A 26,943-nucleotide genomic window follows, 5' to 3' on the forward strand; every position below is an offset into this window, starting at 1 on the left:
TAATTGGCAAGTTTTAAAGGAAAATATGAAAATTTTTAATACTTTAAAATCACTTACAAATTATATTAAAGAACAAAGTATGCAATTGTATACAAAAGCAATTGAGTTTTTCAAATCAATGTTTAAAGTTAAAAAAAGAGCACAACCAAAATTGTGTAAGTGCAAATTTTTTCTAATATTAACTATTATTGCTTCAAAGGTAAAAATGCTCAAAGTTTTTTCTATCTTTGAACTTTTAAACCACTTTTACTTTCAATTTAATCCTATTATATAAGTTTGAAAAGTTATTTTAAAACTATATGTTTATTTAGTATTTTTTAAACTTAGTTAGGAGCATTATGAACAAAGACAAAAAGTTTATTTTACACAAACCTATTAAGGTATTGCTTGGAACTGCGGCTATAGGTGTTGCTACATGTGTGGTGGCGGCTTGCAATGTTCGCAAAAGTGAAGAACATGTTGGAGCTAAAGAATTAGAAGCAGTCAAGTATGAAAACACTTTAGTAAAACAAGTTAAGTATTTAGCGATCGGAGACTCGCTAACAGCTGGTTTTAATTTAGATAGTGGAGTTGACTCACGTGGTAATTTAGTTAATAAAACAGTTAGTGGACTGTCATATCCAGCCTTTTTTGCGCACTATTTGCAAAAAATTAACCCTGACTCTCTAGTTACTTTTGATAATTTAGCTCTTTCTGGAACCACTGTTAAAAATTGACTTTATTTGCTTGAGCCTCAAAATAGTACTTATGCCAAGTTTGATAAAACATTTTTAAAATATGCAAATAACATTGATAAATTAACTAACTCACCTTATGGCAAACAAATTAGTGATATTTTTGGCAACTTTGACTTGCCAGATTATCCCAAATTTGTCCAAAAAATTAAAGATGCTAACTTATTAACATTTACTTTAGGGGCAAATGATTTATTTCAATCACTTAATTTATCATATTTAACATCTTTGTCAGATAATCAAAGTTTTAAAACTGTTTTGGCTAACAAAGTCAAACAAGATATTGCAAGAGCGCTAGTTGAAATTAAAGCTAATTTAACTAAATTAGTTGAAAAATTAAAAGAGATTAATCCTAAACTTAAAATTAGTGTTTTAGGTTATAAAGATTTAAATAACACTGCCATTAAATTTATCAGCTACTTGCTCAAAAATGAGTTTGGTTTTGAACTTGAATATGGACATTCAGTAATTGCTGAACTAAACAAAAATACTCAAGAGATGGCTTTAGAAAAAGGAATTAATTATATTGATCCTTATGATCCAGATGATTGAAATAAAAATCCAATTTATGGTGTTGACTTTGATATCCACCCTTCTGCCAAGGGATATAAAAAAATGGCACAAGCTTTACTCTATAAATTAGCTTTAGATCAAAGTGAAGATGCTGATTTAAATAATGTAGATATTGCTTTTTTACAAAAAGACAAAAATGATTACAGACGTGTTTTAGATATTGCAACAAATCAGGAAATTATTAGCAAAGTTAATGACAAATCTGTGCTTGAAACTTCAGATTTTGAAACTCAAAATGAGAAACAGTTAGCCAATTATCAAGGTAATGCCCAAAACATGTTTGTGGCTTTTTTAGACACTGATAGTGTCATTGAAAAATGAATTATTGGTTTAATATCAAAAAGTGATGATTTTCAATCAATTGCAAATGTATTTTTAAAACAAAATACCAGTGATGATCGTAGTCAAACAAAAGAGTTTTTAAGACAACTTGCTCAAAGTCCTATTTTAAATCAAATCCTTGCAGCTCTAAAATCATACATTCAAGAAGTTAAAGATAAAAACTTATGGGATAAAGTTACCTTCGAATCTCTCATTGATGGAATTAGTCGGAAATTTTTATTAGAAGGTGGACTGCCTGCGCTTATTAATTTTGTACTTAGCAATGAATGACTTTCCAAGCAACGCGGACCCTTAAAAGATGCACTATACAAAACTGTTTTTAGTAGTGTATCAATCCAAAATCGAGTTTTATCACTTTTTGATGATAGCTCAGATAGTGGAAATTGAAGGGTAATTTTTGAATTTGACTCTGTTAAAACTTTATTTAGTAAAGTTTTAGATGAACTTTTAGACAAAGGTGAAGAATATAAAAACTCTACCAATTTTGCTGGTTTGGTAACAAATTTTGTTAAAAATGAGGCCAACCAAAGTGCAATTATTGATTTTGTTCAAAATTTTAGTACCGATGCGCTTAAACAACCTATATTTACCACTTTATTAGTTAATTTAGTTGATAAAAAGGCTAATTTAGGTCTTACTGAACAAGAAAAAGTTGGCATTAGTTCGGCACTTTTAGGACTTGCTGAAAACATCACTGCTACTAAAACCTTTAAAAATTTAGCAAGAACTGTTACCATTACTTTGATAAACAATTTAAAAAGTATTGATTCAACTTTTGATAGACAAAAGTTGACACAAATGTTTTTAACAACTTTGGGAACAAGTTTTAAAAATTTTTTCACCAATAAAGATAATTTATATACATTAGTACAAGACTTATTGCAAACCAAGTTAAGAGATAAACAAGTTGAAATTCTTTCAAAACTATTACAACGTACTAGTTGGCTTATTTCGACTTTAGATCTTTCAACTTTTTATAATCCAGATGCTCAAAACTATGCTGTTGTAAAAGTTGTCTTTGATAGTGCCAAAGAATTTTTACAAGAAAACAGTTTTGCCCAAATTAATAATCTTTTTGCTATTGCACTTAAAGACTTTTTTATCACTAACCGAGATAAATATGTCAAAGCTGTTGATTTTGATAGTTTTGTGTTTCAATTGGTGGCCCACAATTCTGAGCAGCTCAAAAAAATTATTTATGATTTTTTAGCTGCTCAAGGTAGCAAAGATAATTTTAACAATGCTGTTGCAACACTATTATCTGGATTGCTAGATAAATATAATTATAAACCTGAAACCAAAACTACAATTTCTAAAATTATTAAGGCAATTTTGCAAGATTTTTCAAGACATGGCAAAGATAATGATGATAACATTATAAATTTATTACTAAATAGATTTGCTACAGAAATGAGAATTTATGTCGCTAATAACAATGGCAAGCAAGATGTTATAGAAAATGATTATAACAAAAGTGACAACCAAAGTAAAAGAACAACTTTTGCAAGCAAATATGATACTTTGCGTCGCAAATTAAATTTTAATGATTTTTTAACCAGCTTTGCTCAGAGCACTTTAAAAGATTCAACTTTTTTAAGAAAAACTCTCAAATCATTTGCTCAAATTTTTAATAACAAAGATGTTAAACAAGCAATAACCTCAGCTGAGTTAGCAGATGCTATTTTTGATATTTTGCAATCTCAACAAGTAACAGATTTTTTCAAAAATAGCATTCATATAGGTAAAATTGATATAAATTTAAACCAAGAACTTGCAGATATTATAGGAAAGTTTTTAAAATCTGAAGAACTTCACAAACTACTAAAAGCTGGGATAGATTTTATTTTTAATGTTGAAAATCTTGATAAATATACAACATTATCTCAATTATTACTTGAATTTTTAAAGGAAAACCGTTCTCTAGTTGATGATGCTATTGCAGTTTTTGTTGATAAAAGTGATGTCTTTAATTCAATTAATTCAATTTTAGACAAACTACTAAAAGCCAATAATATTAATTTAGCAAATTCTCAATTAGAAACATTAAAAACCATTATTAAGGATTTAGCTCATGAAACTAGATTGGCAATTGAGTCCAAAAGTAAACAAGAAGCTCCAAAAAGATATAGCCCTCAAACTATAAGTGCCATAATTGGTGTGGTCACAACTACTTTGTTAAGCAATGATGGTCAAGATTTTAATAATAGTTTAATTGATTTAACATCCAGTCTTATTTATGATATTAGTAATATTTACTTTAAAAAAGATGGAAGTCAAAGTTCATCAGAGCACCAAAAACTTAGTGCACAAAATCTTTTAGATTTAGTTAAAGGATTTTTAAAGAGTGATTTTGCAACGAATTTATTTAAACAAAAATTCGGTGATGCAAGAGGGCAAAATCTTAAAGAATTAATTTTATTTTTCCTTGAAACAAATGGTGCAAGTCAGTTTGTGCAATCAGTTTTTGAATTAATTGCAGAGCAAACAATTAGCAAAGATGAATCACTTTTTAGTGTCTTGAAAAAAGTTGTTGAAAATGAAAAATTTACATCTGCCTTTGTAGATTTTGTTAAACAAATTGATGATAATCAACTTGCGCAAAAAACCAAGTCACTTTTAGATGAAATGCTAGGTGTTACTTTAGATCAATCTCAAATTACTTCATTTTTTAAATGAACTAAATTAATTTTAACTGATAATTTAAAAAATGAAGATCATAATTATAGTAATGCAAATGATTTAGTTAAAATTTTGAGCAAAATTTTAGCTAAATTATTCGAACAAAGAGCACAAAATCGAAGTTTTGATCTTAGTGAGTTAGCAAATGAGTTTGCAAATGAAGATTTTATAGTTAATTTTATTAAGCAATTAGCAGCAACATTGAGTAATGTTGATGAAGAAGACAAGACAAATATTGGTAAGTTAATTATTTCTATTTTAGGTTCACAAACTGTTCAAAATAGTATTAAAAATAGTATTAATTCATCTTCTGTTTTTGCAAATTTAAGTGATGAAGCAAAAGATAGTCTTTTAACTTTTATAAAAGACATGATAACTAATGAAAAGAATGTGGACCTTATCGTTGGATTAATAAGTACAGTAGGTGAAAATTCTGCTCAATATAAAAATGAAAATAAATTATCTTCATTCTTAAAACTTATAATTAAAAATCCTAAATTTAAAGAGAAATTAGTTACATACATAAATTCAATAGATATTAGCAAACATAAAAAATATTTGGCAACTATTTTAAATAGTTTGCTAGGTTCTAGTGTCATTAAAGATGAGCAAGTAGGATCATTTTTAAAGTGAATCAAATTGATTTTGACTAACAACATTGATGGTAAACAACATATTTATGCTGATGGAAACTCTTTAATTAATAAAATTATTGATACATTAGATAAATTACTAGATACAACTGGCCCATTTAATATTGATAGTGTAAAAGCATCATTTACTTCTGAAGAATTTTTAGTAGACTTGTTGAAACAATTAGCTACAACATTTATTGATAGTAATGATTCAAATAATATCAATAGAATAGATACAAACGATAGACGAAATATTGCTCAAATGATTGTATCTATTTTAGATTCGAGTTTTATTAGCAAAACTATTGATAGCCTTGATTTATCAAGTCTTCAAACATATTTGGGAAATAATAGTCAAGAAGATGTTCAAGCGATAAAGAATTTTATTAAAGAATTAATTAAGCAACCAGGTAATGTAGATTTTATTGAATCTATTTTAAGTCAAGTTGCCCAAAATATCAATGAATACAATAATGTTCATAATATTGTTGATGTTTTAAAACATGTAATAAGTCACAATAAAGATCTTATTACCAAATATTTATGACAAGTCATAGATTTTGCCGTCAATAACAAAGGAATGTCAAAAGTTTTTGCTAAAATAATTGCAAAACAACTTAAGTTAGATACTCAAAAAATGACAGATAGCGATTATGAACCTATTAGTAATTTCTTAAAAGGTCTAGTTGATCGTGCAGATAAATCAGATATTGTTGTTGATATTTTAAATGGAATGGTAAATCAAATAAACAGTATCAATAAATTTGATGCTAGTTTTTTTGCAAAATTATTTAGCTCTATTTCTGGTGGGCAACTCTTTGATTTTGATTTTGTGATAAAAATCAATGGAGAATTAAACAAAGCAGCCAACTCTGATGTTACAAGTTGAAAAAAACTTGATAACACTAGTCCAAACTCACCTTTTAATGCAAAAACATTTGCTGGTTTTTTTGATACTATCTTAGCAAAAGCACCAAAATGAGACAGGGCTAATGAAAATGATGGTTCTATAATTTTAAAAGCATTGAATAACATAAAATATACAGGAATAGATTATAGTGCTCTAATTTTTGGCGGTTCAAAAGCCAAGGCACAAGCAACACAATTATCATCGATAGCTGATATATTTAAACAAATTTATGTAAGTGTAAAAGATAGCATTACAATTGATAATTTTAGAGACACACCAGAAGGTAGATCTCTATATCGCTTAATGTTTTTAACATTATTTTATGCATATGAAAGTCAATTTAAGGGTGCAAGTCATGCAGTTAGGGAATATGGTTTTTATAGTGCTACTTTGGGCAAATCTACAGCTACTGTTAAAATTTTTAATGCATTTAAAAGTGCTGTATCTTCTAGAGAATCATACAAAGGTAAATATGATGAGTTTATAGATAAAATACATGGTGAAGCAATTAAAGGACGTGCTTGATGAGGCAAAATATATTGATATGATAATACTAATGTCAAATCTAGTGATATGGTAACTATGATTTTTTATAATCAAAGTGAGAATAGATTCAAAAATACAACTCATGAACCAAAATTAAAAGATCAAATTATTGAACAAATACGTCAAGGTTATTTTGATACAAATCTTAACTAATAATTTTACTAGCAAATAAAATAACTACAAAATAAACCATTAAAAGTTATAATTTATACAAAAAAACAATTGAGATTGTTTAATCTTAGTTGCTTTTTGTTAATTGGTCTATAATTTAAGGCAATATTATGAAAACAAATTTTTTTAAAACCTCCTCAGAGATGCGCCTAGCATACCGTCTTTTAAAACAAATCAATGCTAAACGCTCAGTTTATGCAGCAATGAGTGATTCCGAACTTGCCAATCAAACCTACCAATTTAAATTAAAATTGGCTCAAGGCGCAAAACTCGAAGACATTAGAGTTGATGCCTTTGCAGTTGCACGTGAAGCAACTAAAAGGGTTTTAGGAAAAAATCCTTATGATGTCCAAATTTTAGGTGGACTCATTTTAGATATGGGTTCAGTTGCTGAAATGAAAACAGGGGAAGGAAAAACTATTGCTTCAATTGCACCAATTTACTTAAATGCACTCAAAGGCGAAGGTGTGATTGTCTCAACTGTTAATGAATATTTGTCTGAACGTGATGGACTTGACAATGGTAAAGTTTTTAATTTTTTAGGTTTAACTGTTGGAATCAACAAAGCTGGCCTTGATAACAACACAAAAAGATTGATGTATGCCGCTGATATTACTTATTCCATCCACTCTGAACTTGGTTTTGATTATTTACGTGATAACATGGTCTTTAGTAAAGCTGAAAAAGTTCAGCGTTCACTCAATTTCTGTTTAATTGACGAAATTGACTCAATTTTAATTGATGAAGCCAAAACCCCTCTAATTATTTCAGGTGGAAAAAATTTAAATCCAGGGGACTACATTTCTGCTAACAATTTTGTAAAAACCTTGGTAAATGAAGATTTTTACATTGATGAAGAAACCAAAGGAATCAAACTCAATGACCAAGGGATTGACAAAGCTAATCATTTTTTCCACACTCGTAATCTTTATGAAATTAGCAACTCTGAACTAGTACACCGGATTCAAAACGCTTTGCGTGCCAACAAGGTTATGAAAAAAGATGTTGAATACATCGTCAGAGATGGCAAAATAGAGTTAGTTGATCAATTTACAGGCCGGATTATGGCTGGTCGTTCATATTCTGAAGGTCTTCAACAAGCTTTACAAGCCAAAGAAGACATTGAAATTGAACCAGAGACCAAAACACTGGCCACCATCACTTACCAAAATTTTTTCCGTTTATTTAAAAAACTTTGTGGAATGACAGGAACTGCCAAAACTGAAGAACAAGAATTTATCGATGTTTATAATATGCGTGTTAATCCAATTCCACCTAATAAACCTGTCATCCGTAAAGATGACAAAGACTTGATCTTCGCTTCAATGCATGCTAAAAATCAAGCTATTATTGCCGAAGTTGAAAAAATTCATGCCACTGGCCAACCAATTTTGATTGGAACAGCTCAAGTTGCTGAATCTGAAACTTTATCTGAAATGCTTGGTCGCAAAGGGCTTGTACACACTGTTTTAAATGCAAAACAAAATGAATCAGAAGCTGAAATTATTGCTCTTGCAGGACAAAAAAACGCAATCACTATTGCCACTAATATGGCCGGTCGTGGAACTGATATTAAATTAGGAACTGGTGCTTTAGAACTTGGTGGACTCTATATTTTAGGAACTGATAAAGCTGAATCGCGTCGAATTGACAACCAGCTGCGAGGTCGTGCTGGTCGTCAAGGAGATGTTGGTTATTCAAAGTTTTTTATTTCCATTGAAGACCAATTGCTTCGTCGTTTTTCAAACTTTGAAGCAATTTATCAAGCTTACCATAGTGATTCACTTGAACCAATTAAAGGTAAATATATTCACTCAGCACTGCTTAGTGCACAAAAGAAAATTGAAGGATTCAACTTTGATATGCGTAAAAGTGTGCTCAGTTATGACGATGTTATTCGTCAACAAAGGGATTTAATTTACACTCAACGTAATATTTTGCTTGAAGTCACCAACTTTGACCATTTTATTAAACGAATGATAGTGCGAGCTGTTGATATTATTTTAGGTTATGACTTTATTTTGCTTGCTAACAATGAAATTCATTATCCAAACTTAATTGCTTATTTAAATGATAATTTGAGTCGAATTAGTCATTACGACTTTAGTGAACTTAACTTGCAAAAATATCCTTATGGTGAAATTCAAAAAGTTTTGATTGCTCAAATGGAAAAGTTATATTTTGAGCAACTTCAAGTTGAACTTAAACAAAATTTAGGTGAGTCCTATTATGAAAATGAACGCTATATTATTTTAAGTTCACTTGATAATCACTGACAAAACCACATCGATACCATTGATAAGTTGCGTTCATCTGCAAATTTGGTGCAGTACTCACAAAAAAATCCTTACCAGATTTTTACTGAAGAATCAACTAAAAAGTTCAACATTTTAATTGCCGAAAGTGCTTATCAAGCTGTTGTTTCACTTTTTAACAACACCAATGCTCGCAAAATCGTTTACAATGAATATGTGCTCTCAAATGGTGAAGTTGTTTCCTTTGCAGATGATACTCCAGCTGAAGCAATTGCACAAATGCTTCAAGAATATGAGGCTCAAATTGAGACTCAACGTCAAGTTGATTTGTATAACTCTGAAGACTTTATTTACCAGCAACTTGAACAATTGCAAATTAAACTTATTCAAGATGATGTTAGTTCAGACTATCAAATTTGACAACTAGTAAGTGGTCGTCAAGTGCAAGTTAAAAGAGAATTTAGTTTACAAGACAAACGTAGTATTTTAGTTTCAATTTATGAAGAAGAGCTAGCAAAAATTGAAGCTGCCAAATTAGAAGAGCCAGAAAATAGTGATTCAGTTCCGACTCAAGCCTAAATATTTATTTATTCTCACAAGTGTTTTGTTCTTAGTTGCCATTGTTGAAGCTTGTTTGTATTTTTATTATTTTAAAGAAAATAACTTGCCAACTTTTGTGACTCAAATCACTTCAAATGTACTAATTTTGCTAGTGATCATAACTGTGCCATTGGTGCCCAAATTTGCCAAGTTATGATATCAAAATAGCTTTTGAACAGATTGGAAGTTTACTCGTGATATCTGCGGAGTTAAAGCTAAAATCAACAAAATTAATTTGATACTAGCTTTAACAATTTACTTACTGATTTTAGGCTTTAGTGTCTATTTTATCTTTATTTTAAAACACCATTATTTTTTATTTAGCCAACTTGTAGCTTTTGGTTTGCTTGTAATTAGTCTTTATTACAAGTGGACTTATGTGTGTGCAAAATTTGGAAAATAAATTAAAAAAAAGCAAACAAAAAGTGTTTGTTTTTTTATTTTTATTGTATAATTAATTATTTTCCAGTTGGTACAAAATATTAATTAGAAAGGAGATGAAATGACAAGAAGAAGAATGTTGCTTTTAATTATTGGCTCATTAATTACTGTTTCAACAGCAGTAGGAGTTGGTGTGAATTATGCAATTGGTAGTGGGTCTTCGCAAGAATCATCATCTTTAATCAAAAGAATTGATATTTCATCTCCTATAACTAGAGATGGCGAAGAGATAGATGTTATTGACAAAAAAGAGGACAAGAGTCCTTCGAGTCCACCAGCCAAAATTGAAATTAATGATAAGCGAAAAGTAAGCACACCTACTAAAGTTGATGAAAAAGAAAATAAAGACAAACAAGATTTAACCAATAAACAAATAACTCCACCAACTAATTCTCCAGTTGTTGTTCGAAAAGACGGTGGAACATCTGATACCAACAACAAAGGCACTCAACTAATAATTGGTGATGTCTCAAAGCTAAACTTGCCTCAAAAAGAAAATAAAGAAGAAGGTAAAGATAGCAAACCAAAACCTGCAGTTGTGATAATAAAGGACACACCAACTCGACCACAAACTAAAGAAGTTGAGAAAAATGAAGAACAAAGTAATCCAGGTGAGCAAAAACCAACTGGTGCACCAGTTGTGGTTGTAGGTAAACCACAACCACAACAAACTTCTCCACAAGAAAAACAAGAAGAGAAAGCAATTGCTAACAAATCAAATGAGCAACAAACTCAAGGAGAAAGTTCACAACAAGGTAGTGAAATTCAAGTTCAAGTTCCACAAGAAAAACAAACTGAAGAACCAATATCTCCTGAATCTCAACCAAGTCAACCAAGTCAACCTAGTGATATTGATGGTAGTGAATCTGACTCAACTTCTCCTACACAAATTGAGCTAACAGATAATAATGAACAAGAACAAAATCAAGAAAACTCAATTGATACAGAACCAACTTTTACAGAATCACAAATTACAGTTTTAAATGCTATTAATGATTTTAAAAAGGTCCAGAATAGTTATGATCTTGATGAATTTATTAAGAATCACACTATTAGACCTGATCAAGCGCACTTGTTTTTTGCAAATATTCCGAATGATTGGATTAGAAATGATGAGAAACAAAATTGATTAAGAAGGTTTTGACGAGAAAATATATATAAAGTAAGCAATGATGAGGCAAAAAGAGCGGTTGAAACTCCTTGATATAGACAAGGTGAACAATATGATCAAAGTCCAGATAATTGATTTAATAGAGAATTGGGCTTACGTGATCGGGGTGAACTTAATGGACAAATTATTAGTGGGGCTGATAGTTTTTTAGTTAAGGGTGTTCCACCTAAACTTAAACAACCAAATGATGGTACTCCATAATAGTTTATGTTATTTTTGCTAAATTAGTGACTTCAAAATTTGCAATTTTTTTAAAAAAGCAAAAAAATTATTTTTTTGCTTTTTAATTTCATAAAAAAAATATAATTAACTTACTAGCGGCATTACAACAATGTCTCTAGTATTTTTTAAAATTTTTAAAAATTTATAGATTTAAGAGGCAAATATTTAATGAAAACGAAGCACATACTACTTTTAGGATTAGGCTCCCTTACAGCCACAGCTGCTATTGCAACACCAATAGCTTTAGTTAATTATGATTTTGGTGGAGGAGGTAAACAAACTAGAATTGTTGTAGGAAATGTTAATAGTGATTCTGCAACGTTAGAAATTCCTTTTTCTGAAAAAATTAGTTCAACAAAAGCTACTGTAACTTTAGTGTATGAAAACAAAGAAGAGCAAGTTGAAGCAGAGATTGTTAATGAAAATGATGTAACTAAAGTGATTTTAACAAATCTCAAACCAAATACAAATTACCAAATCAAACAAATGGAGATTGATGACAAAATCATTAACTTCAAAGATTCTCAATTCGCAACTAAAGACAACACTTTAGAACAAGATGTTGTTGTAAAACCAAATGATTCACAGTTACCAAAAACAGTTCAAAAAACTGATGAAAACAAAGAAGAATCTAAAAAGAATGAAGAAAAACAAGAAGATAAGCAAGAACAAGGCCAAAGCACTAAAGTTGAAGAGCCTATAGTTACTCCTGGAGTGGGCGCTCAAGAACCTGCTATGTCTTTACCACAAAAAGCTGAAAATAAAGAAGTGGATAATAGTGTAGAAAAACAAAAAGAAGAAGAAAAACCGAAGGATCAACCTGATAACAGTGGTCCTTCTTCTAATATTTCTGCACAAAATGAAGTAACACAACCAGAGCCAGAAGTTAAAAAAGAAGCAGAAAAACCTACAATTGAAGAAAAAACTCAACCAAAAACAGAAAATAATAGCGTACAAACTAATGTTCAAGATTCTCAAAAATCAAATGAAACAAGTGAGTCAGATTCTACTTCTTCACAAGTTAGTTCTCCATCAGAAGTACAAACACAAGAAAATCAAATAAGTGGCAATGGTTCAACATCTGAAGCTGCACCTAAAGATCCAGAGTCTGCCAGCCAACCTTCTACAACAATATCAACTCCAAGTGATACTTCAAGTGTTGAAAATACTCAAACAACAGAAGAAACTCCTGCACAAACACCTTCTCAAGGCAATTCACAAGATAGTAGTAATGCTTCGCAATCAACAAGCAATACAGAAGCTACAATAAATCAAGGAACTTCTAGTCATACTAATAATTTACAAGTTGATACTAGTACAATAATTAGAGTTGGATATTGAAGAACTGATAATTACTCACCAACTAACAGAAATGATAGAACAACATTATTTACCAAAGTTATTAAAAATATAAATTTAAGTTTAATTGTAATTTCTGATATCGCATCCAGTGCAAGTAATAATGGAGAAAAAATAGTTGAACAACTAAATGAAGAAAACAATCCAAATGGACATTGAAAACAACTCACAACACAAACAGATAATAAAAAGCCAAAAATATCATTCATTTATAATTCTGATGTTTTAAACCCAACCCCTGAAGATACTGAAATTAAATTAAGTACAAATTCAGATTCTAGTTATGTTACCAAACCTGTTTCACTAACATTTGAAACTAAAAAAGGTAGAAAGATTTTTAGTTTTGTAAGTTCAATTTTTAATGCTACAGGAGCTAAAGGGAAGAGTGAAGAAAGAGATACTGAATTTAAAGGCCAAGGTAAAAACGAGATTAAACAAGCTAAAGAATTAGAAGAAGAAATCTCTAAACTCACTTCCAATACTAACAACATCATTTTTATGGGGAATACTAATATTTTAGACAAATATCAAGATAAAGTTTTCGAAGAATTGCTTAAAAAATACACATCTTTAATTAATGAATCAACAAAAATTAATACTAAAAAATCAACTTATACTGAAAAAGATGTAACAGTCTTTGCTAAAAAAGATGCTGATTTTACTATTGAACATCCAACTAGATTTGATTTATTAGACTTTATGTCAAAAAATCATTTAACAGATAAAGACACAAGACACGCCCCTGTCTATGTTGATTTAAAATTCAACTAAAGTCTTAAATTTTTAAGAACAACTACAAATAAAAAGGTTGTAAGACAAGAAAATTGACTTACAACCTTTTTTCATTTTGTAAAAAAAGAAAAATGTCTTTTAAAAAAGAGTAAACAAATAATTTTTGTGCTATACTTTTAATTATATTATTAGTAACAGGGGTGCCCATAGCTGAGAAATACTCTTATTAGTTGAACTAGATAATACTAGCGTAACGAGTTTGCTAACAATTTAAAGGAGACCCATGACCAAATTAAGATTTGTAAAACCAGAAACTCTAATGTCAAATCCAAATGAAATGATTCGTTTTTTAGACATTAATGGTGATTTACTTAAAACAACAGTTGTAGGTAAACTTGATGAGAAAAAGGACATAACTTTATCAAAAGAGCAAATTAAAAAAGCTTATGAATTTATGGTGCTTTCACGTCAACAAGATACTTACATGACTCAATTACAACGTCAAGGAAGAATGCTAACTTTTGCACCTAACTTTGGTGAAGAAGCTCTTCAAGTTGGTGCTGCAATGGCAATGACCAAAGAAGACTGATTTGTACCAGCGTTTCGTTCAAATGCAGCAATGCTTTATCTTGGTGTACCAATTTTAAACCAATTGGTTTATTGAAATGGTAGTGAGCGTGGAAATGTGATGCCAGAAGGTGTTAATGTTTTACCTATTAACATTCCAATTGCAACACAAATTTCACATGCAGCAGGAATTGCTTATGCTCAAAAATTAACTGGTAAAAAAGCAATTGCTGTTACCTTTATTGGAAACGGTGGAACTGCTGAAGGTGAATTCTACGAAGCAATGAACTTTGCATCTGTTTGAAAATGACCAGTTGTTATTTGCGTTAATAACAACCAATGAGCTATTTCAACCCGTAATGAACAAGAAAATGCTGCACCAACAATTGCAGCTAAAGCACTTGCTGCTGGAATTCCAGGAATTCGTGTTGACGGGAATGACTTATTAGCTTCTTATGAGGTTATGAAAGAAGCTGCTGAATATGCTCGTAGTGGAAATGGACCAGTTTTAGTAGAATTTGTAACTTGACGTCAAGGTGTTCACACTTCATCTGACAACCCAAGAGTTTATCGTACAGAAGAAGAAGAAAAAGAGCATGAAAAATGAGAACCAATGCACCGGATTGAAAAATACATGCTTGACCGTAAAATTATTACTGAAAAAGAAAAAGAAAAACTTTGAGAAGATTCACTTGAAATTGTTAAAAAGGCTTATGAGCAATCACTTGTGGGAATTGAATCAACAATTGATGAGGTTTTTGACCACACCTATGCTGAATTAACTCCTGAACTAGTTGAACAAAAAGCTGAAGCTATCAAATTCTTTGGAAAGGGGAATAAATAATGGCTGACGACAAAAAAATCGCTCTTAACAATATTGGAGCTGTAACAAACGCACTTGAATTAATGATGGCAAAAGATAGCCGTGTTGTGCTATGAGGTGAAGATGCCGGATTCGAAGGTGGAGTTTTTAGAGCAACTGAAGGTTTACAGAAAAAATTTGGAGTAGAACGTGTTTTCGATGCTCCTATTGCTGAAGCTGCTATTGCTGGAGTAGCAATTGGAGCTGCTATTGCAGGACTTCGTCCAGTTATTGAAATGCAATTCCAAGGATTCTCATATCCAGCATTTCAACAAATGTTTACTCATGCAGCACGTTACCGTAACCGTTCACGTTCAAGATTTACTGTGCCAATGGTTATGAGAATGCCAATGGCTGGTGGAGTTCGTGCTTTAGAGCACCACTCAGAAGCAATTGAAGCACTTTTTGCTCATATTCCAGGACTAAAAGTAGTTATGCCATCAACTCCTTATGACACTAAAGGACTTTTGATTGCTGCAATTAATGATCCAGATCCAGTTATTTTCTTAGAACCTAAAAAAATCTACCGTGCCTTCAAACAAGAAGTGCCAGAAGGTATTTATGAAGTTCCAATTGGTAAAGCAGCAGTTGTTAAACCAGGTAAAGACCTTACCATTGTAACCTACGGAGCACAAGTTCACGAAAGTATTGCAGCTATCAAAGATGAAGCGCTTGCTAAATACGATATTGAATTAATTGACTTACGTACCATCAAACCTCTCGATGCTGAAACCATCATCGAATCTGTGAAAAAAACAGGAAAAATCTTGGTTGTTCACGAAGCTGTTAAATCATTTTCAGTTTCAGCTGAAATCATTACTTTAGTAAATGAAAAAGCTTTTGACTACTTAGATGCTCCTCCTGCTCGTTTAACCGGATATGACATCACTGTACCACTTGCAAAAGGTGAAAATTTCCACGCTATTAGCAAAGAAAAAATTATTGCTAAAGTTAAAGAGATTTTAGGTTAATAATAATTAAAGATAGGATTATATATGGCTAAAATTTTTGCATCACCAAAAGCCAAAGCAATGGCTAAAGCACATAATTTAGAACTAGCTAGCATTCCTTTTAGTGGTATTAGAATGACTAGTGTTGATGTTCAAAACTTCTTAAATTCAGGAGCAAAACCAGCACTTGCTGCGCAACCTCAAGTTGCTGCTCCAGCAGCTGCGCCCGCTGCTGCAACTCCAAAACCAGTTTTATTTGGAACACGTGAAAAAATTGCACCTATTCGTAAAGCGATTGCTAAAGCAATGCGTAATTCATGAAGCTCAGTGGCTTATGTTAATTTAGTAAATGAAATTGATGTTACTGCTTTATGAAAACTCCGTTCAACTATTGTTGAAGATGTAGCAAAAGCTAGTGGAGTTAAAATTACCTTCTTAGCTTTTATTGCTAAAGCAATTACTATTGCTCTTCACGAATACCCAGTTCTTGCAGCTAAATATGATGAAGCAACTCAAGAAATTGTTTATCCAAATGGAATTAATTTAGGATTTGCTGTTGACACTGAAGCTGGACTTATGGTGCCAGTTATTAAAAATGCTGACAAACTTTCAATTGTAGAGTTAGCTAGTGAAATTTTAAGACTTGCTAAAGCAGCTCGTGACCGTAAAATTAAACCAACTGAAATGCAAGGAGCTGACTTTACCATTACAAACTATGGTTCAGTTGGTTCACTTTATGGAGTGCCAGTTATCAACTATCCAGAACTAGCAATTGCTGGAGTTGGAGCTATCGTTGATAAAGCTCTTATTCAAAATGGTCAAATAGTTGCTGGAAAAGCAATGCACTTAACAGTTGCTGCTGACCACCGTTGAATCGATGGAGCGACTATTGGACGTTTTGCATCACGTGTTAAAGAATTACTTGAAAAACCTCAAATTTTAGGAGTTCTCTAATGTATAAGTTTAAATTCGCTGATATTGGAGAAGGACTTCACGAAGGAGTTGTTGGGGAAATCTATCACAAAGAAGGTGATATGGTTAAAGAAGGTGATTCGCTTTTCTCAGTTGAAACTGATAAAATCACCACAGACATTCCTTCACCTAAAACAGGTAAAATTGTTAAAATTTTAATGGCTGCTGGAGATACCATCCATGTTGGTCAAGAAATTTACCACATTGATGATGGTAGTGGTGACTCAGCTGAAGCTGAATCTGCTCCAGCACCTGCAGCTACTGAGCAAAAAGCTGAAGCTCCTGCTGAAGCTGGAGCTAGTGTTGTTGGTGAAGTTAAAGTAAGTAATGACTTACTCGACTTTAGTAGTTGAGCAACTACTCCATCAACTCCTAAAGCTGAAGCAGCACCTGCTGCCAAAGTAGAAACTGCTCCTGCAAAAACTAGTCAAATTCAAGATAGTTATAGTGGGAAAGTTGACGAAGAATTTGATGCTATTGTTATTGGATCAGGGCCAGGTGGTTACCTAGCAGCTTCCGAAATTGGTGCTCAAGGTCTTAAAGTTCTGATTGTTGAAAAAGAATACTGAGGTGGTGTGTGTCTCAATGTTGGCTGCATTCCAACCAAAGCTCTTTTAAAAACTAGTGAAGTTGCTCACTACGTAGCCTATGCTGAAGAATACGGGCTTGAAGGTAAATCTTCACTAAAACCTAATTGAAAAAAAATGCACGAGCGTAAAGCTCAAGTTGTTGGCAAACTTGTCGAAGGTGTTAAAGCCATCGTTCGTGGAGCCAAAGCTAAATCTGTTGAAGGAACAGCTAAATTTTTAAGTGCTAAAACCATCGAAGTTGACGGTAAAGTTTACCGTGGTAAATACATGGTTTTAGCAAATGGTTCAACTGACCGTAAATTAGACTTGCCAGGATTTGCAGATGGATATGCATCTGGAGCTGTGCTCACTTCTAAAGAAGCTATTAACTTAGCCGACAAACCAAAATCACTTGTGATTGTCGGTGGTGGAGTTATCGGAGTTGAATTTGCGCAAGTATTTGCTAGTGCTGGAGTTCAAGTTACTATCTTACAAAATCTTGACCGGGTACTTGCCAACTTAGATGCTGATATTTCTAAAGAAATTACTGCTAAATTAAAAGAGTTAGGTGTTGAAATCATCACTAACTCACAAGTTGTGGCTTATGAAAAAGGGCAAGTTGTTTACCAAGTTGGTTCAGAGCAACACAAAATTAAAGCTGAAAAAACTTTAGTAAGTGTTGGACGTATTCCAAATTCACAAGGACTTGCTGAAGTTGGTCTTAAACTAGGACAACGTCAAGAAGTTGTAGTTGATGAGTATTGCCAAACAAATGTTGAAGGTGTCTACGCTATTGGAGACATCGTTGGTCAAGCAATGCTAGCTCACGTAGCTTACCGTCACGCAGTGATTACTGCAAGTCATATTGCAGGTAAAGCAGATAAATACATTGACAAAACTGTGCCATCATGTATTTACACCAGTCCAGAAATTGCCTCAGTTGGTTTAACTGAAGCACAAGCTAAAGAAAAAGGCTTTGACTTTGTTGTTGGTAAAATGGCTTTTGCTCACATTGGTAAAGCAATTGCTGGTGGAAACACAACAGGATTTGCTAAACTAATTGTTGACAAACAATATGGTGAAATTATTGGAGCTCACATTGTTGGAGCAAATGCAACTGATATGATTAGTGAAATTATCGTAGCTATGGATGTTGAGACCACTGTTTACGAAATTGCTGCTGCAATTCACCCACACCCAACTTATAGTGAAATTATTTGAGAAGCAGCACGTAATGCTGTAGTTAAGTTAGAAAAACTTAAAAAATAATCAAACTAACAATATAACAAAAAATCCACTTGTAAAATAAGTGGATTTTTTTATTTTATTAAATTTATTTTGCTAAAATAATAAATCAAATGGTTTGAGAGTAACAAAAGTAGTTAATAGTCTTATTTATAGGCAAATTGAGATTAAAAAGTGTACAACTAGTTTTGAATAATTTATTTTTTATATAGAAAAATGTTTGATGCAGTATTTTGAATATTTTATAAATTTAGTTACATCAAATAATAAGTTATTTAAAAATGAGTCATTAATTTGGTAAAAGATAAATTAGTTTTATATAATTTGATTTAACAATTTTAAGTAGTTTAAGAAGATAATTATAAATATTTTATATTGGGAATATAAATATTGTATAAACAAAATATTAAAACAATGTTGTTTTGTATTTAACTTGTCACCTAAATTATTTAGGCATTAAAAATATTAAAAAAATAAATAATTTCAATAAATAAAGTGAGGTAAATTTTGTGAATAGTAAATATTTAGATTTGAATAAACAAATAAAAAATATTTCTAAAAAATTTTTTGTTAACAATCCATTAGAAAGAAAAAAAATAGAAGAATTTTTGAGTATTTTTGGATACCATAACTATATATTCCCCATTAAACATTTGTTTACAAATTATAATGAAATTCTTGTAGCTAAAGAACTTGATAAGCAAATAAAAAAATATTTTTCTGCAAACCATATAGAACAAATGGAAAATAAGGAACAACAAGAATTTTGAAAAAATTATGCTAAATGATGAAAGTCTTTTTCAAAAGATAGTAAATTTATTTATAAAAAATCTAATTTTTTCGATATGAGTCGAGATTTTATCAGCATTAACAACTTAATAAAAAATGATTTAGAGATAAGTAAGTCTTTATTTTTTAAACTTTATTTTTTTGAAAAAAATCTCAAAACTTCAATAGGAGAAATTATTGGTTACGAAATGTCTTGTCAAGATAAAATATCAGATTCTAATTGAGCTTATTTTCTTTATAAGTCAATTAAAAGTGATAAATGATGAGAAGCAAATATAAATAATAAGCTTAATAAAGAAACAATAAGTAACTCTAACCAAGAAAACACAGAACAAAATTCTTTGGAATCTTTATCAAAAAACTACTTAAAGCTTATATTGGGTGAAAAAAATTTTGAAAAAATAGAAAAAGTACAAAATGATAATGTTGATAAAACAATTATGAAAGAAATACAAAAATACCTTAATATTAATGCAGTAGACAAGGGATATATTTGAAATAATGCTTCTGATTTAAATTTTGGTAAATTAAAATTTATATTTCTTTTTGTTATTTTAAATTTTTATAAGTCAGATTGTTTGAAAAAATTTTTTCAAATTTACTTGATTTCAAATACTTTTCTAATCTTGTAAAGTATTTGAAATCAAGTAATAAAAATCAAAATGAAATAGGACAAAAACTTAAAAAACTTGAAAGTTTTTTAAACTTTACTATAGACTTGAGAAACTCAATTGCCCACAATAATTCTATTTTATTATTTTTATTCAAATACAGAGATAAAAGAATAACAAATAAAATTATTTTAGAACACAAAAATAATAAATCATTAGAATCATTTAAGATTGTAAAATTTAAAAAAGATGAACCTGGCAGCTTTATTGAAATAAATGGCACAAAGTTATATTATTTTAGATTTAAAATTATTTTAAAATTTTCAGATTCGCAATTTGAACTATATAAAGATATAGCAAATTATCTAGATGAGTTGAAAAAAGCATCTTCACTAGACAACGTTATAGTAAACTAATCTCACAGAGCATTAATATCTTTAATTGTTCTTACAAAATTGTCATAATTTTAATTTATTATGTTATAATAATAACATATATGCTCGGATGAGTTTCTATCATGTGTTATCCTTAAGATGTGATAGGCAAATTAGTTTAGTGATGTTTATCAAAAACTCGTTTGTGATACCACTCTATAAATATAGAGTGGTTTTTTTATACTTATTTTTATTACATTTCAATTAAATTTATATCATAAAGTTGTTCTGCTATTTGTGTTTTTAGACAATGCTTAAAATATATTTGTAACAAACATCATCATAATTTGAGAGTGTTTGTTAAAGTATAAAAATAAGAATCTTTTACTAAACCAATTAATCCATATTGATAATAGCAATTACCAAAATACTAAAAAACACAATTTTAATAAATTGTGTTTTTTTTATTAATTTATGCAAAATAACTAGTAAATTATTGCTTATTTCTTTTTGAAAATTTTATTTCCAACTTCGATGTATTGCTTGATATGTGAGTCTAAGTTGTCAAAAGCTTGCTTGTAAATTGCTAGATCTCCAAGGTCAATTCCTGCATCTTTCAAAAGCTCAACTGGTCATTTTAACATCCTTTTGATAAAAACTTTTTAATATAGTTATCAAGTAGAAATTTACCTTCTTTTTGTATTTTTGGTCTAAAATATATTTTAAAAATTACCCATTTTTATTTTGACTATAATACCTTGTAGTGCTGTTAATCAAAAAAAAAAAAATTATAATTAAAAATATTTTTTAATAACAATTTTGTTTAGCTTTTTTTATTTTGGTTTTGTAAATAATATTGTTTCTATGTTTTCAAAACATTCTATAATATATTCATAATTTAAGCTCTTAATGAACTTGGTAAATTCCTTATAAAAATCTTCATTAATATAAAAGAATTCCTTTGAAATTTTTCCTTATCACCATCATTTATATTGCTTTCATTTCATCTAATTTGTTTTATAAAAGGTCTATGAATAAAAGTACTTAATTTGTTATAAAACTTTGAAAATGATTCAAAAGAATAATCATTTTTAAAAAATAAGTTATATTGATTTTTAACAAATTCTTTTTCAAATATTTTTTCTGCATTACCTAAATTAGCTAATTTTAAAATAGAACTAATATTATCACACTTTGTTGTTTCTTGTTCAATAAAGAATAGTTTCTTTAAGTTGTCCTGTATACTTTCAAGATTATCATAAATGGTACATTCTTTTTCTTTTTCTTGTTCAATAAAGGAGGGTATTATTTTTTTTGATAAGGTGTTTCTTATATTCTTAAGATTATTAATGATATTATTTTTTTCTTGTTCTTTTTCTTTTGATAAGGAGGATAGCTTTTGTAATTCATCTCTTACACGATTAAGATTATTAATGATATCATTTTTTTCTTGTTTAATAAAGGGTAGGTTTTTTAAATATTCTTTTATTTCTGATTTATAATTTTCATTATTTTCATAATTTTTTTTATCAAAAATTTGTATAACAAATAATTTCAATATACACTCAACAAATGTTCTGACACCAACACTAAATGCATTAACAAATAGATTTACATTACGTAAACTATTATCATTTATTTGTCAATTATAATATATTTGTTTACAAAGTTCAATTAATATACTATTTTTGCCTTTTTTTGCTTTTTTAATGAAAGAATCTATTTCATCCAACATTGTTTTTCAGTAACTAAACATATTTTTAATATTGGATCATTGAATATTATCAAAACTACCACTGAATCGTTTCTTATTATTTTCATAATATTTTTTTATATAATCTATTTCATTTTGATTATCTCTATATTTATACAAATAAAATAAAAGACTATTATCATTATTGATGGTGTAATCTTCAAAATAATCTTTATTATCAACGAAATTATCGTAAAATGTGTTAATTATATTTTCCTTATTTTTTTTATTTAAGGGTTTCTCCATTGATCAATCTTTATTTTTATCTTTTAAATCTTTAATAAATTTGATAATATCTTCTATTTTAAAATATTTACCATTATCATCTTTATTATTTAAATTTGTAAAAGCATTTTGTTTTGAGGAAAATTGAAGATCTAAGTATTTATCTATTTTTTTACTTATTTTTCTTCCCTTTTTTTCTGATTCAAAAAAAATTTTTTTCGATTGTTTTATTGTTTCATTAATACATTGTAAAAAAGTTCCTAACTTTTTTATCCCTGTGTTTTTTATATCCTTTTTTATCTCTTCACTACTTTTTGAATTATCACTAAAAATTTGAATAATGAACATAAAATTTTTATAATAGTCATATAAATCAGAATTAGTATAAATCTTAATCTTTTTTTTAATTTTATCCCTATCTTTTTCTAATTCACTTATTTTTTTCTTAATCGCCTCTCCACTTTCAAATTCATTCATTTCACCATTTTTATCTTTCATTATTGGTAAGAATGTAAATGAAAATTTATTAATTTCATATTCATCTTTTTCTTCCTCTGGTGCAAACTTTGTTTCATAATAGTCTTTTATTCACTTATTGGTATTAATAAGCTCATTCTCATCAATATCTTTTTTATCATCTTTATCATCAAAAATAGTTTTAGATTCTACTTCAAAAGAATCTTCATATTTTTCATTATTTTTGCATTTTATTAAAAATTCATAAAAATTATATTCATAATTATTTTTATTATGTATTTTTTTTGTGTCATTTTTTCCTTCTTCTTTATTATTTATATCTAATATTTTTAAATATTTTAAAATATTTTCTTTTTTTAAAATTTTAAGACAAGAAATTTCTAAATTTCCATCAAAAACAATTCATTTTTTTGCCCCATTATTATTAGTAGTAATTGATCGAACTGGTATTTTTTTTAAATTTTGTTCAAGAATTGTATTAAATTTTCTTTCAAACTTCTCCTTATCTATAGAATAGAGTCCCTTTATAATACGAAACTCCATTTCATCATTGTAATTTGAATTCAATCCTATGATATCATTAATAAAATTATGATATGAAATTGATCAATCTACTATATGTTTATTTTGATATTCAAATTCACTTAATTGAATTTCATCTAATTTTACTATTTCTAATTTTGTTTTATTATTATTTTGTTGTACCATAATTCAATTATACTATTATTATTGTAAAAAAACACAATTTATTAAAAATTGTGTTTTTATTAATTTATGTAAAATAACCAATAAATTCTTGCTTATTTCTTTTTGAAAATTTTATTACCAATTTCAATGTATTGTTTGATGTATGAGTCTAAATTATCAAAAGCTTGTTTGTAAATCGCTGGATCTCCAAGGTCGATTCCCGCATCTTTTAAAAGCTCAACTGGTCATTTTGAGCATCCTTTTGATAAAAAGTTTTTAATGTAGTTATCAAGTGCGGATTTACCTTCTTTTTCGTATTTTTGGAAAAATACATTGGCAACAATGTAGCCAATGGCATATTTGTAAACATAGTAGCCATAGTAAAAGTGAGGCACAATCACACTAAAAATATTAGATAATTTTTGATCACGAATATTTTTAGGTTTAGCACTTGTGCGATAACGAGCACTAACTTGCTCGTAAATCTCTTCAAAACCTTTATAGGAAGCAATTGGTTGACCAGCATCAATTGTGTTGTAAACATCATATTCATACTCAGCTCAAAGAGTTTGACGATGAACAGTTCCTTGGAAATTATTAATCATTTCAGTTAAAATTTGGAATTTAAATTTGTCATCTTTGCTAGTTGAAAGTAAATAATCATTTAACATCAACTCATTAAAAATTGAAGCTATTTCAGCTAAAAAGATAGGATATTGTGAGTTAAAAACATCTTGGTGTTTGTCAGAATAGTATGAATGCATTGAGTGACCAAGTTCGTGAGCTAAAGTATCAACAGCATTGATTGTATAATCAAAATTCATTAAAATATACTTGCGTTCAATTCCATATGAGTTGCCAATTGAATAAGCTCCAGAACGCTTGTTTGGAACATTATGGTAGTCTACTCAACGGTTAGCAAAAGCTTTTTTAATTTCACTAACATATTCTTTACCAAGAGGTTTGATAGCTTCTAAAACAAGTTCTTGTGCTTCTTCTACAGTGTAGCGATTTTTCACTTGTACAAGTGGTAATGATTTATCTCAAACTTTAGGAGCATAACCTTGACTAATTTCAAAAAATTTAGCATGTGCATTTTTGTATTTAGTCAACAAAGGTGCACTTTCTTGTACAGATTTGAATAAATTTTGAAGCATTTCTTTTGGAAAGCGATCAGGAAATAGACATGCTTCAATAAGTGAGTTGTAACCTCTAACTCTTGCTTGAGTTGAATTGTAACGAACATGTTGATATCATAAATTAGCAAAAGTTTCTTTGTGTTTTAAATATCCAGCATAATAACTTGAATATGCATTTTTACGAAGTGTTGCATCTTGACTTTTTAGCAATAAACGGTATGAAGTATCATTAACTTGGTGTTTGAAACCTTTTGAGTCTTCTGCATCTGCAAATTTTGTTTCAGAATCACTTAAAATTGCAAAGCTTTGGTCCAAACTTATTGATCCATAACCTGCACTAACTAAGTATTCTTCTACTTTGTCATGCAGTTTATATTTTTTAGATTCGATTAGGTCTTCGATTTCTTTTGAAAAACCTGCAACGCTTGGATCATTTTTCCATTTTTTAATTGTTGCTAGTTTGTCATAAAATAAGTTTTGGACTGGTCCAAGTTGTTCATAAAATTGGCTAATTTGGAATTCAAATTTTTGCTCTAAAGATTTATTTTTCTCATCAACTAAGTTAGTACTTAATCTATTGTAGATATAGTTTTGTACTAAATTGAATTCAAGCATAAATTTTTCTTCATGTTTTTTGTAGTTTAAAAAATTAGCAGCACTATCAAATTGCTCATCACGCAATTCAATAAGTTTGTTGCCAAATTGTTTTAGTTTGTCTAGGTGATCTTCAATAGTTTTGCCACCTAGCAATGCTTCAAGGTCAAAACGATATTGTTCTGGAATTTCTTCATATTTTTTATAAGCCATGTTTTATCCTTTCATTTTTTACATAAAACAAATAAAACAAATTTTAGCACAAAAAAAATTGAAGCAATTATATAAGCAATAAAAAAATATGTAGGATATCATAGACATTTGAAAAAAACTTTTTGTAAATTAATTTTTTTTGCTTACAATATAAAAATGATTTGAAAAAATCAAACGAAAGGAAACTCATGAATATTATCGATTTAATTGAAAAAAAAGTTGCAAAACAGGAGCTAAGCAAAGAAGAAATTTACTTTGTTGTAAATGGTTTTGTATCTGGAAAAATTAAAGACTATCAAATGGCATCTTTTTTAATGGCCACAAGAATTCAAGATTTTACAGATCAAGAAACCTTTTATTTAACAGAAGCATTCATTGACTCTGGAGCCACTGTCAATTTAGATCACATTAACAAAATCAAACTTGACAAACACTCAACAGGTGGAGTTGGTGACAAAATTTCTATGATAATTTTGCCAATTTTGTCAGCTCTTGATATTGTAATTCCTAAGATTTCAGGTAGAGGTCTACAACACACTGGTGGAACTGTTGACAAGTTAGAATCAGTTAATAACCTCAATTGTGAAATTGATGAAAACACTTTTAAGAAACAAGTTGAAGAAACTGGAATTGCAATTATTGCTCAAAGTAGCAAAATTGTGCCAGCTGACCAAAAAATTTATGCACTACGTGATGTAACTGCAACAGTTAGTTCTGTACCACTGATTGCAGCATCAATTATGTCTAAAAAGCTAGTAACAGGAGCTGACTACATTTTAATTGATGTAAAATGTGGGAATGGTGCTTTTATGCAAACTCTTGAGCAAGCACAATTGCTTTCTGAAAAATTAGTGGCAATTGGTAACCACTTTGGCAAAAAAACTTTTGCTCAAATCACCAATATGTCTAGCCCACTTGGGAAAATGGTTGGAAACAAAAATGAAGTGCTTGAAGCAATTTCAATTCACCAAGGCAAAGGTCCTAAATTATTAACTGAATTTGCATTTGATTTAGTGGCTTTAGTTCTAAAAATGACAAAAGGCATTGAAAAAGAAGAAGCTCTAAAAATGATTGCTGAAGTAATTGAAACAAGAAAATCACTAAACAAATTCTACCAATTACTAGAAGCTCAAGGCGGAGATATTAGTCCAATTAAATCAGATAGTTTTTGAAATCCAAAATATAAATATGAACACAAAGCTGAAAAAGATGGATTTATCAAATGAAAATCAGCAATGAATTTTGGAAAAATTAGTGTCTTTTTAGGAGCTGGACGCCTTACCAAAGAAGACAAAATTGACTCAGAAGCTGGTATTGAGCTAAAATTTGAAAACTCCGAATCTGTAAAAGCTGGTGAAACCATATTTGTGCTTTATTCATCTAATCCAATTGATGTTAATAAATTTAACGATTTAATTAAAGATGCTTATAGCATTGAAGAAAGTGCTTTTGAGCACAAAATGTTTTTAGATTTGATTAGTTAATTAAATCTAAACTATCAAAAAAACAACACAATTTGTGTTGTTTTTTTGTATTTAATATAGTA

16 protein-coding genes are annotated in these 26,943 nt (G+C 29.4%); 13 read left to right on the forward strand and 3 right to left on the reverse strand.

Annotation, left to right across the window (positions count from 1 at the left end):
- Positions 1-25 precede the first annotated feature (25 nt).
- The 12 genes from MYB_RS01410 to MYB_RS01465 all read left to right on the forward strand — a co-directional run bounded on the left by MYB_RS01410 (position 26) and on the right by MYB_RS01465 (position 20,351).
- Complete coding sequence (locus tag MYB_RS01410; protein ID WP_022934797.1) at positions 26-274, forward strand: hypothetical protein; 249 nt, start codon at positions 26-28, stop codon at positions 272-274.
- A gap of 64 nt (positions 275-338) precedes the next feature.
- Complete coding sequence (locus tag MYB_RS01415) at positions 339-6,572, forward strand: SGNH/GDSL hydrolase family protein (protein WP_022934796.1); 6,234 nt, start codon at positions 339-341, stop codon at positions 6,570-6,572.
- Positions 6,573-6,700: 128 nt separating this feature from the next.
- Positions 6,701-9,424, forward strand: coding sequence for a preprotein translocase subunit SecA (secA, locus tag MYB_RS01420; RefSeq protein ID WP_022934795.1), 2,724 nt, complete (start codon positions 6,701-6,703; stop codon positions 9,422-9,424).
- Positions 9,399-9,848, forward strand: coding sequence for a hypothetical protein (locus tag MYB_RS01425; RefSeq protein ID WP_144084175.1), 450 nt, complete (start codon positions 9,399-9,401; stop codon positions 9,846-9,848). The genes secA and MYB_RS01425 overlap by 26 nt, the downstream gene beginning before the upstream one ends.
- Positions 9,849-9,947: 99 nt before the next feature.
- Positions 9,948-11,258, forward strand: a complete 1,311-nt coding sequence (locus MYB_RS01430) for a hypothetical protein (RefSeq protein WP_022934794.1) — start codon at positions 9,948-9,950, stop codon at positions 11,256-11,258.
- A gap of 189 nt (positions 11,259-11,447) precedes the next feature.
- Positions 11,448-13,409, forward strand: a complete 1,962-nt coding sequence (locus MYB_RS01435) for a hypothetical protein (protein WP_022934793.1) — start codon at positions 11,448-11,450, stop codon at positions 13,407-13,409.
- A 244-nt stretch (positions 13,410-13,653) separates the two neighbouring features.
- Positions 13,654-14,781 carry a pyruvate dehydrogenase (acetyl-transferring) E1 component subunit alpha gene (gene pdhA / locus MYB_RS01440; protein WP_022934792.1) on the forward strand — a complete coding sequence of 376 codons (1,128 nt, stop codon included), beginning with the start codon at positions 13,654-13,656 and terminating at the stop codon, positions 14,779-14,781.
- A complete protein-coding gene (locus MYB_RS01445) occupies positions 14,781-15,770 on the forward strand; it encodes an alpha-ketoacid dehydrogenase subunit beta (RefSeq protein WP_022934791.1) in 990 nt (329 codons plus the stop codon). Before pdhA ends, MYB_RS01445 begins: the two co-directional genes overlap by 1 nt.
- Before the next feature lie 24 nt (positions 15,771-15,794).
- On the forward strand, positions 15,795-16,703 hold the full coding sequence (locus MYB_RS01450; RefSeq protein ID WP_022934790.1) for a 2-oxo acid dehydrogenase subunit E2: 909 nt from the start codon (positions 15,795-15,797) through the stop codon (positions 16,701-16,703).
- Positions 16,703-18,559, forward strand: coding sequence for a dihydrolipoyl dehydrogenase (lpdA, locus tag MYB_RS01455; RefSeq protein WP_022934789.1), 1,857 nt, complete (start codon positions 16,703-16,705; stop codon positions 18,557-18,559). The genes MYB_RS01450 and lpdA overlap by 1 nt, the downstream gene beginning before the upstream one ends.
- Before the next feature lie 485 nt (positions 18,560-19,044).
- A complete protein-coding gene (locus MYB_RS01460; RefSeq protein ID WP_022934788.1) occupies positions 19,045-19,956 on the forward strand; it encodes a hypothetical protein in 912 nt (303 codons plus the stop codon).
- Positions 19,957-19,961: 5 nt separating this feature from the next.
- The gene (locus MYB_RS01465; protein ID WP_236612630.1) at positions 19,962-20,351 is read left to right on the forward strand and encodes a hypothetical protein; all 390 of its coding nucleotides are present in this window, start codon (positions 19,962-19,964) and stop codon (positions 20,349-20,351) included.
- 458 nt (positions 20,352-20,809) lie between these two features.
- On the opposite strand, the gene MYB_RS03215 is transcribed toward MYB_RS01465, so the two are convergent.
- From MYB_RS03215 to pepF, 3 genes are all read right to left on the reverse strand, one after another.
- Positions 20,810-20,953, reverse strand: a complete 144-nt coding sequence (locus MYB_RS03215; RefSeq protein WP_022934786.1) for a hypothetical protein — start codon at positions 20,951-20,953, stop codon at positions 20,810-20,812.
- Between the two features lie 254 nt (positions 20,954-21,207).
- On the reverse strand, positions 21,208-23,472 hold the full coding sequence (locus MYB_RS01470) for a hypothetical protein (RefSeq protein WP_022934785.1): 2,265 nt from the start codon (positions 23,470-23,472) through the stop codon (positions 21,208-21,210).
- Between the two features lie 92 nt (positions 23,473-23,564).
- Entirely contained in the window at positions 23,565-25,397 is a 1,833-nt protein-coding gene (gene pepF / locus MYB_RS01475; protein ID WP_022934784.1) for an oligoendopeptidase F, read from the reverse strand.
- 188 nt (positions 25,398-25,585) lie between these two features.
- Here pepF and MYB_RS01480 point away from each other — a divergent pair, with 188 nt between their 5' ends.
- Complete coding sequence (locus MYB_RS01480) at positions 25,586-26,881, forward strand: thymidine phosphorylase (protein WP_022934783.1); 1,296 nt, start codon at positions 25,586-25,588, stop codon at positions 26,879-26,881.
- Positions 26,882-26,943: the final 62 nt, after the last annotated feature.

Source organism: Mesomycoplasma bovoculi M165/69, from assembly GCF_000524555.1.
GTDB classification, from domain to species: domain Bacteria; phylum Bacillota_I; class Bacilli_A; order Mycoplasmatales; family Metamycoplasmataceae; genus Mesomycoplasma; species Mesomycoplasma bovoculi.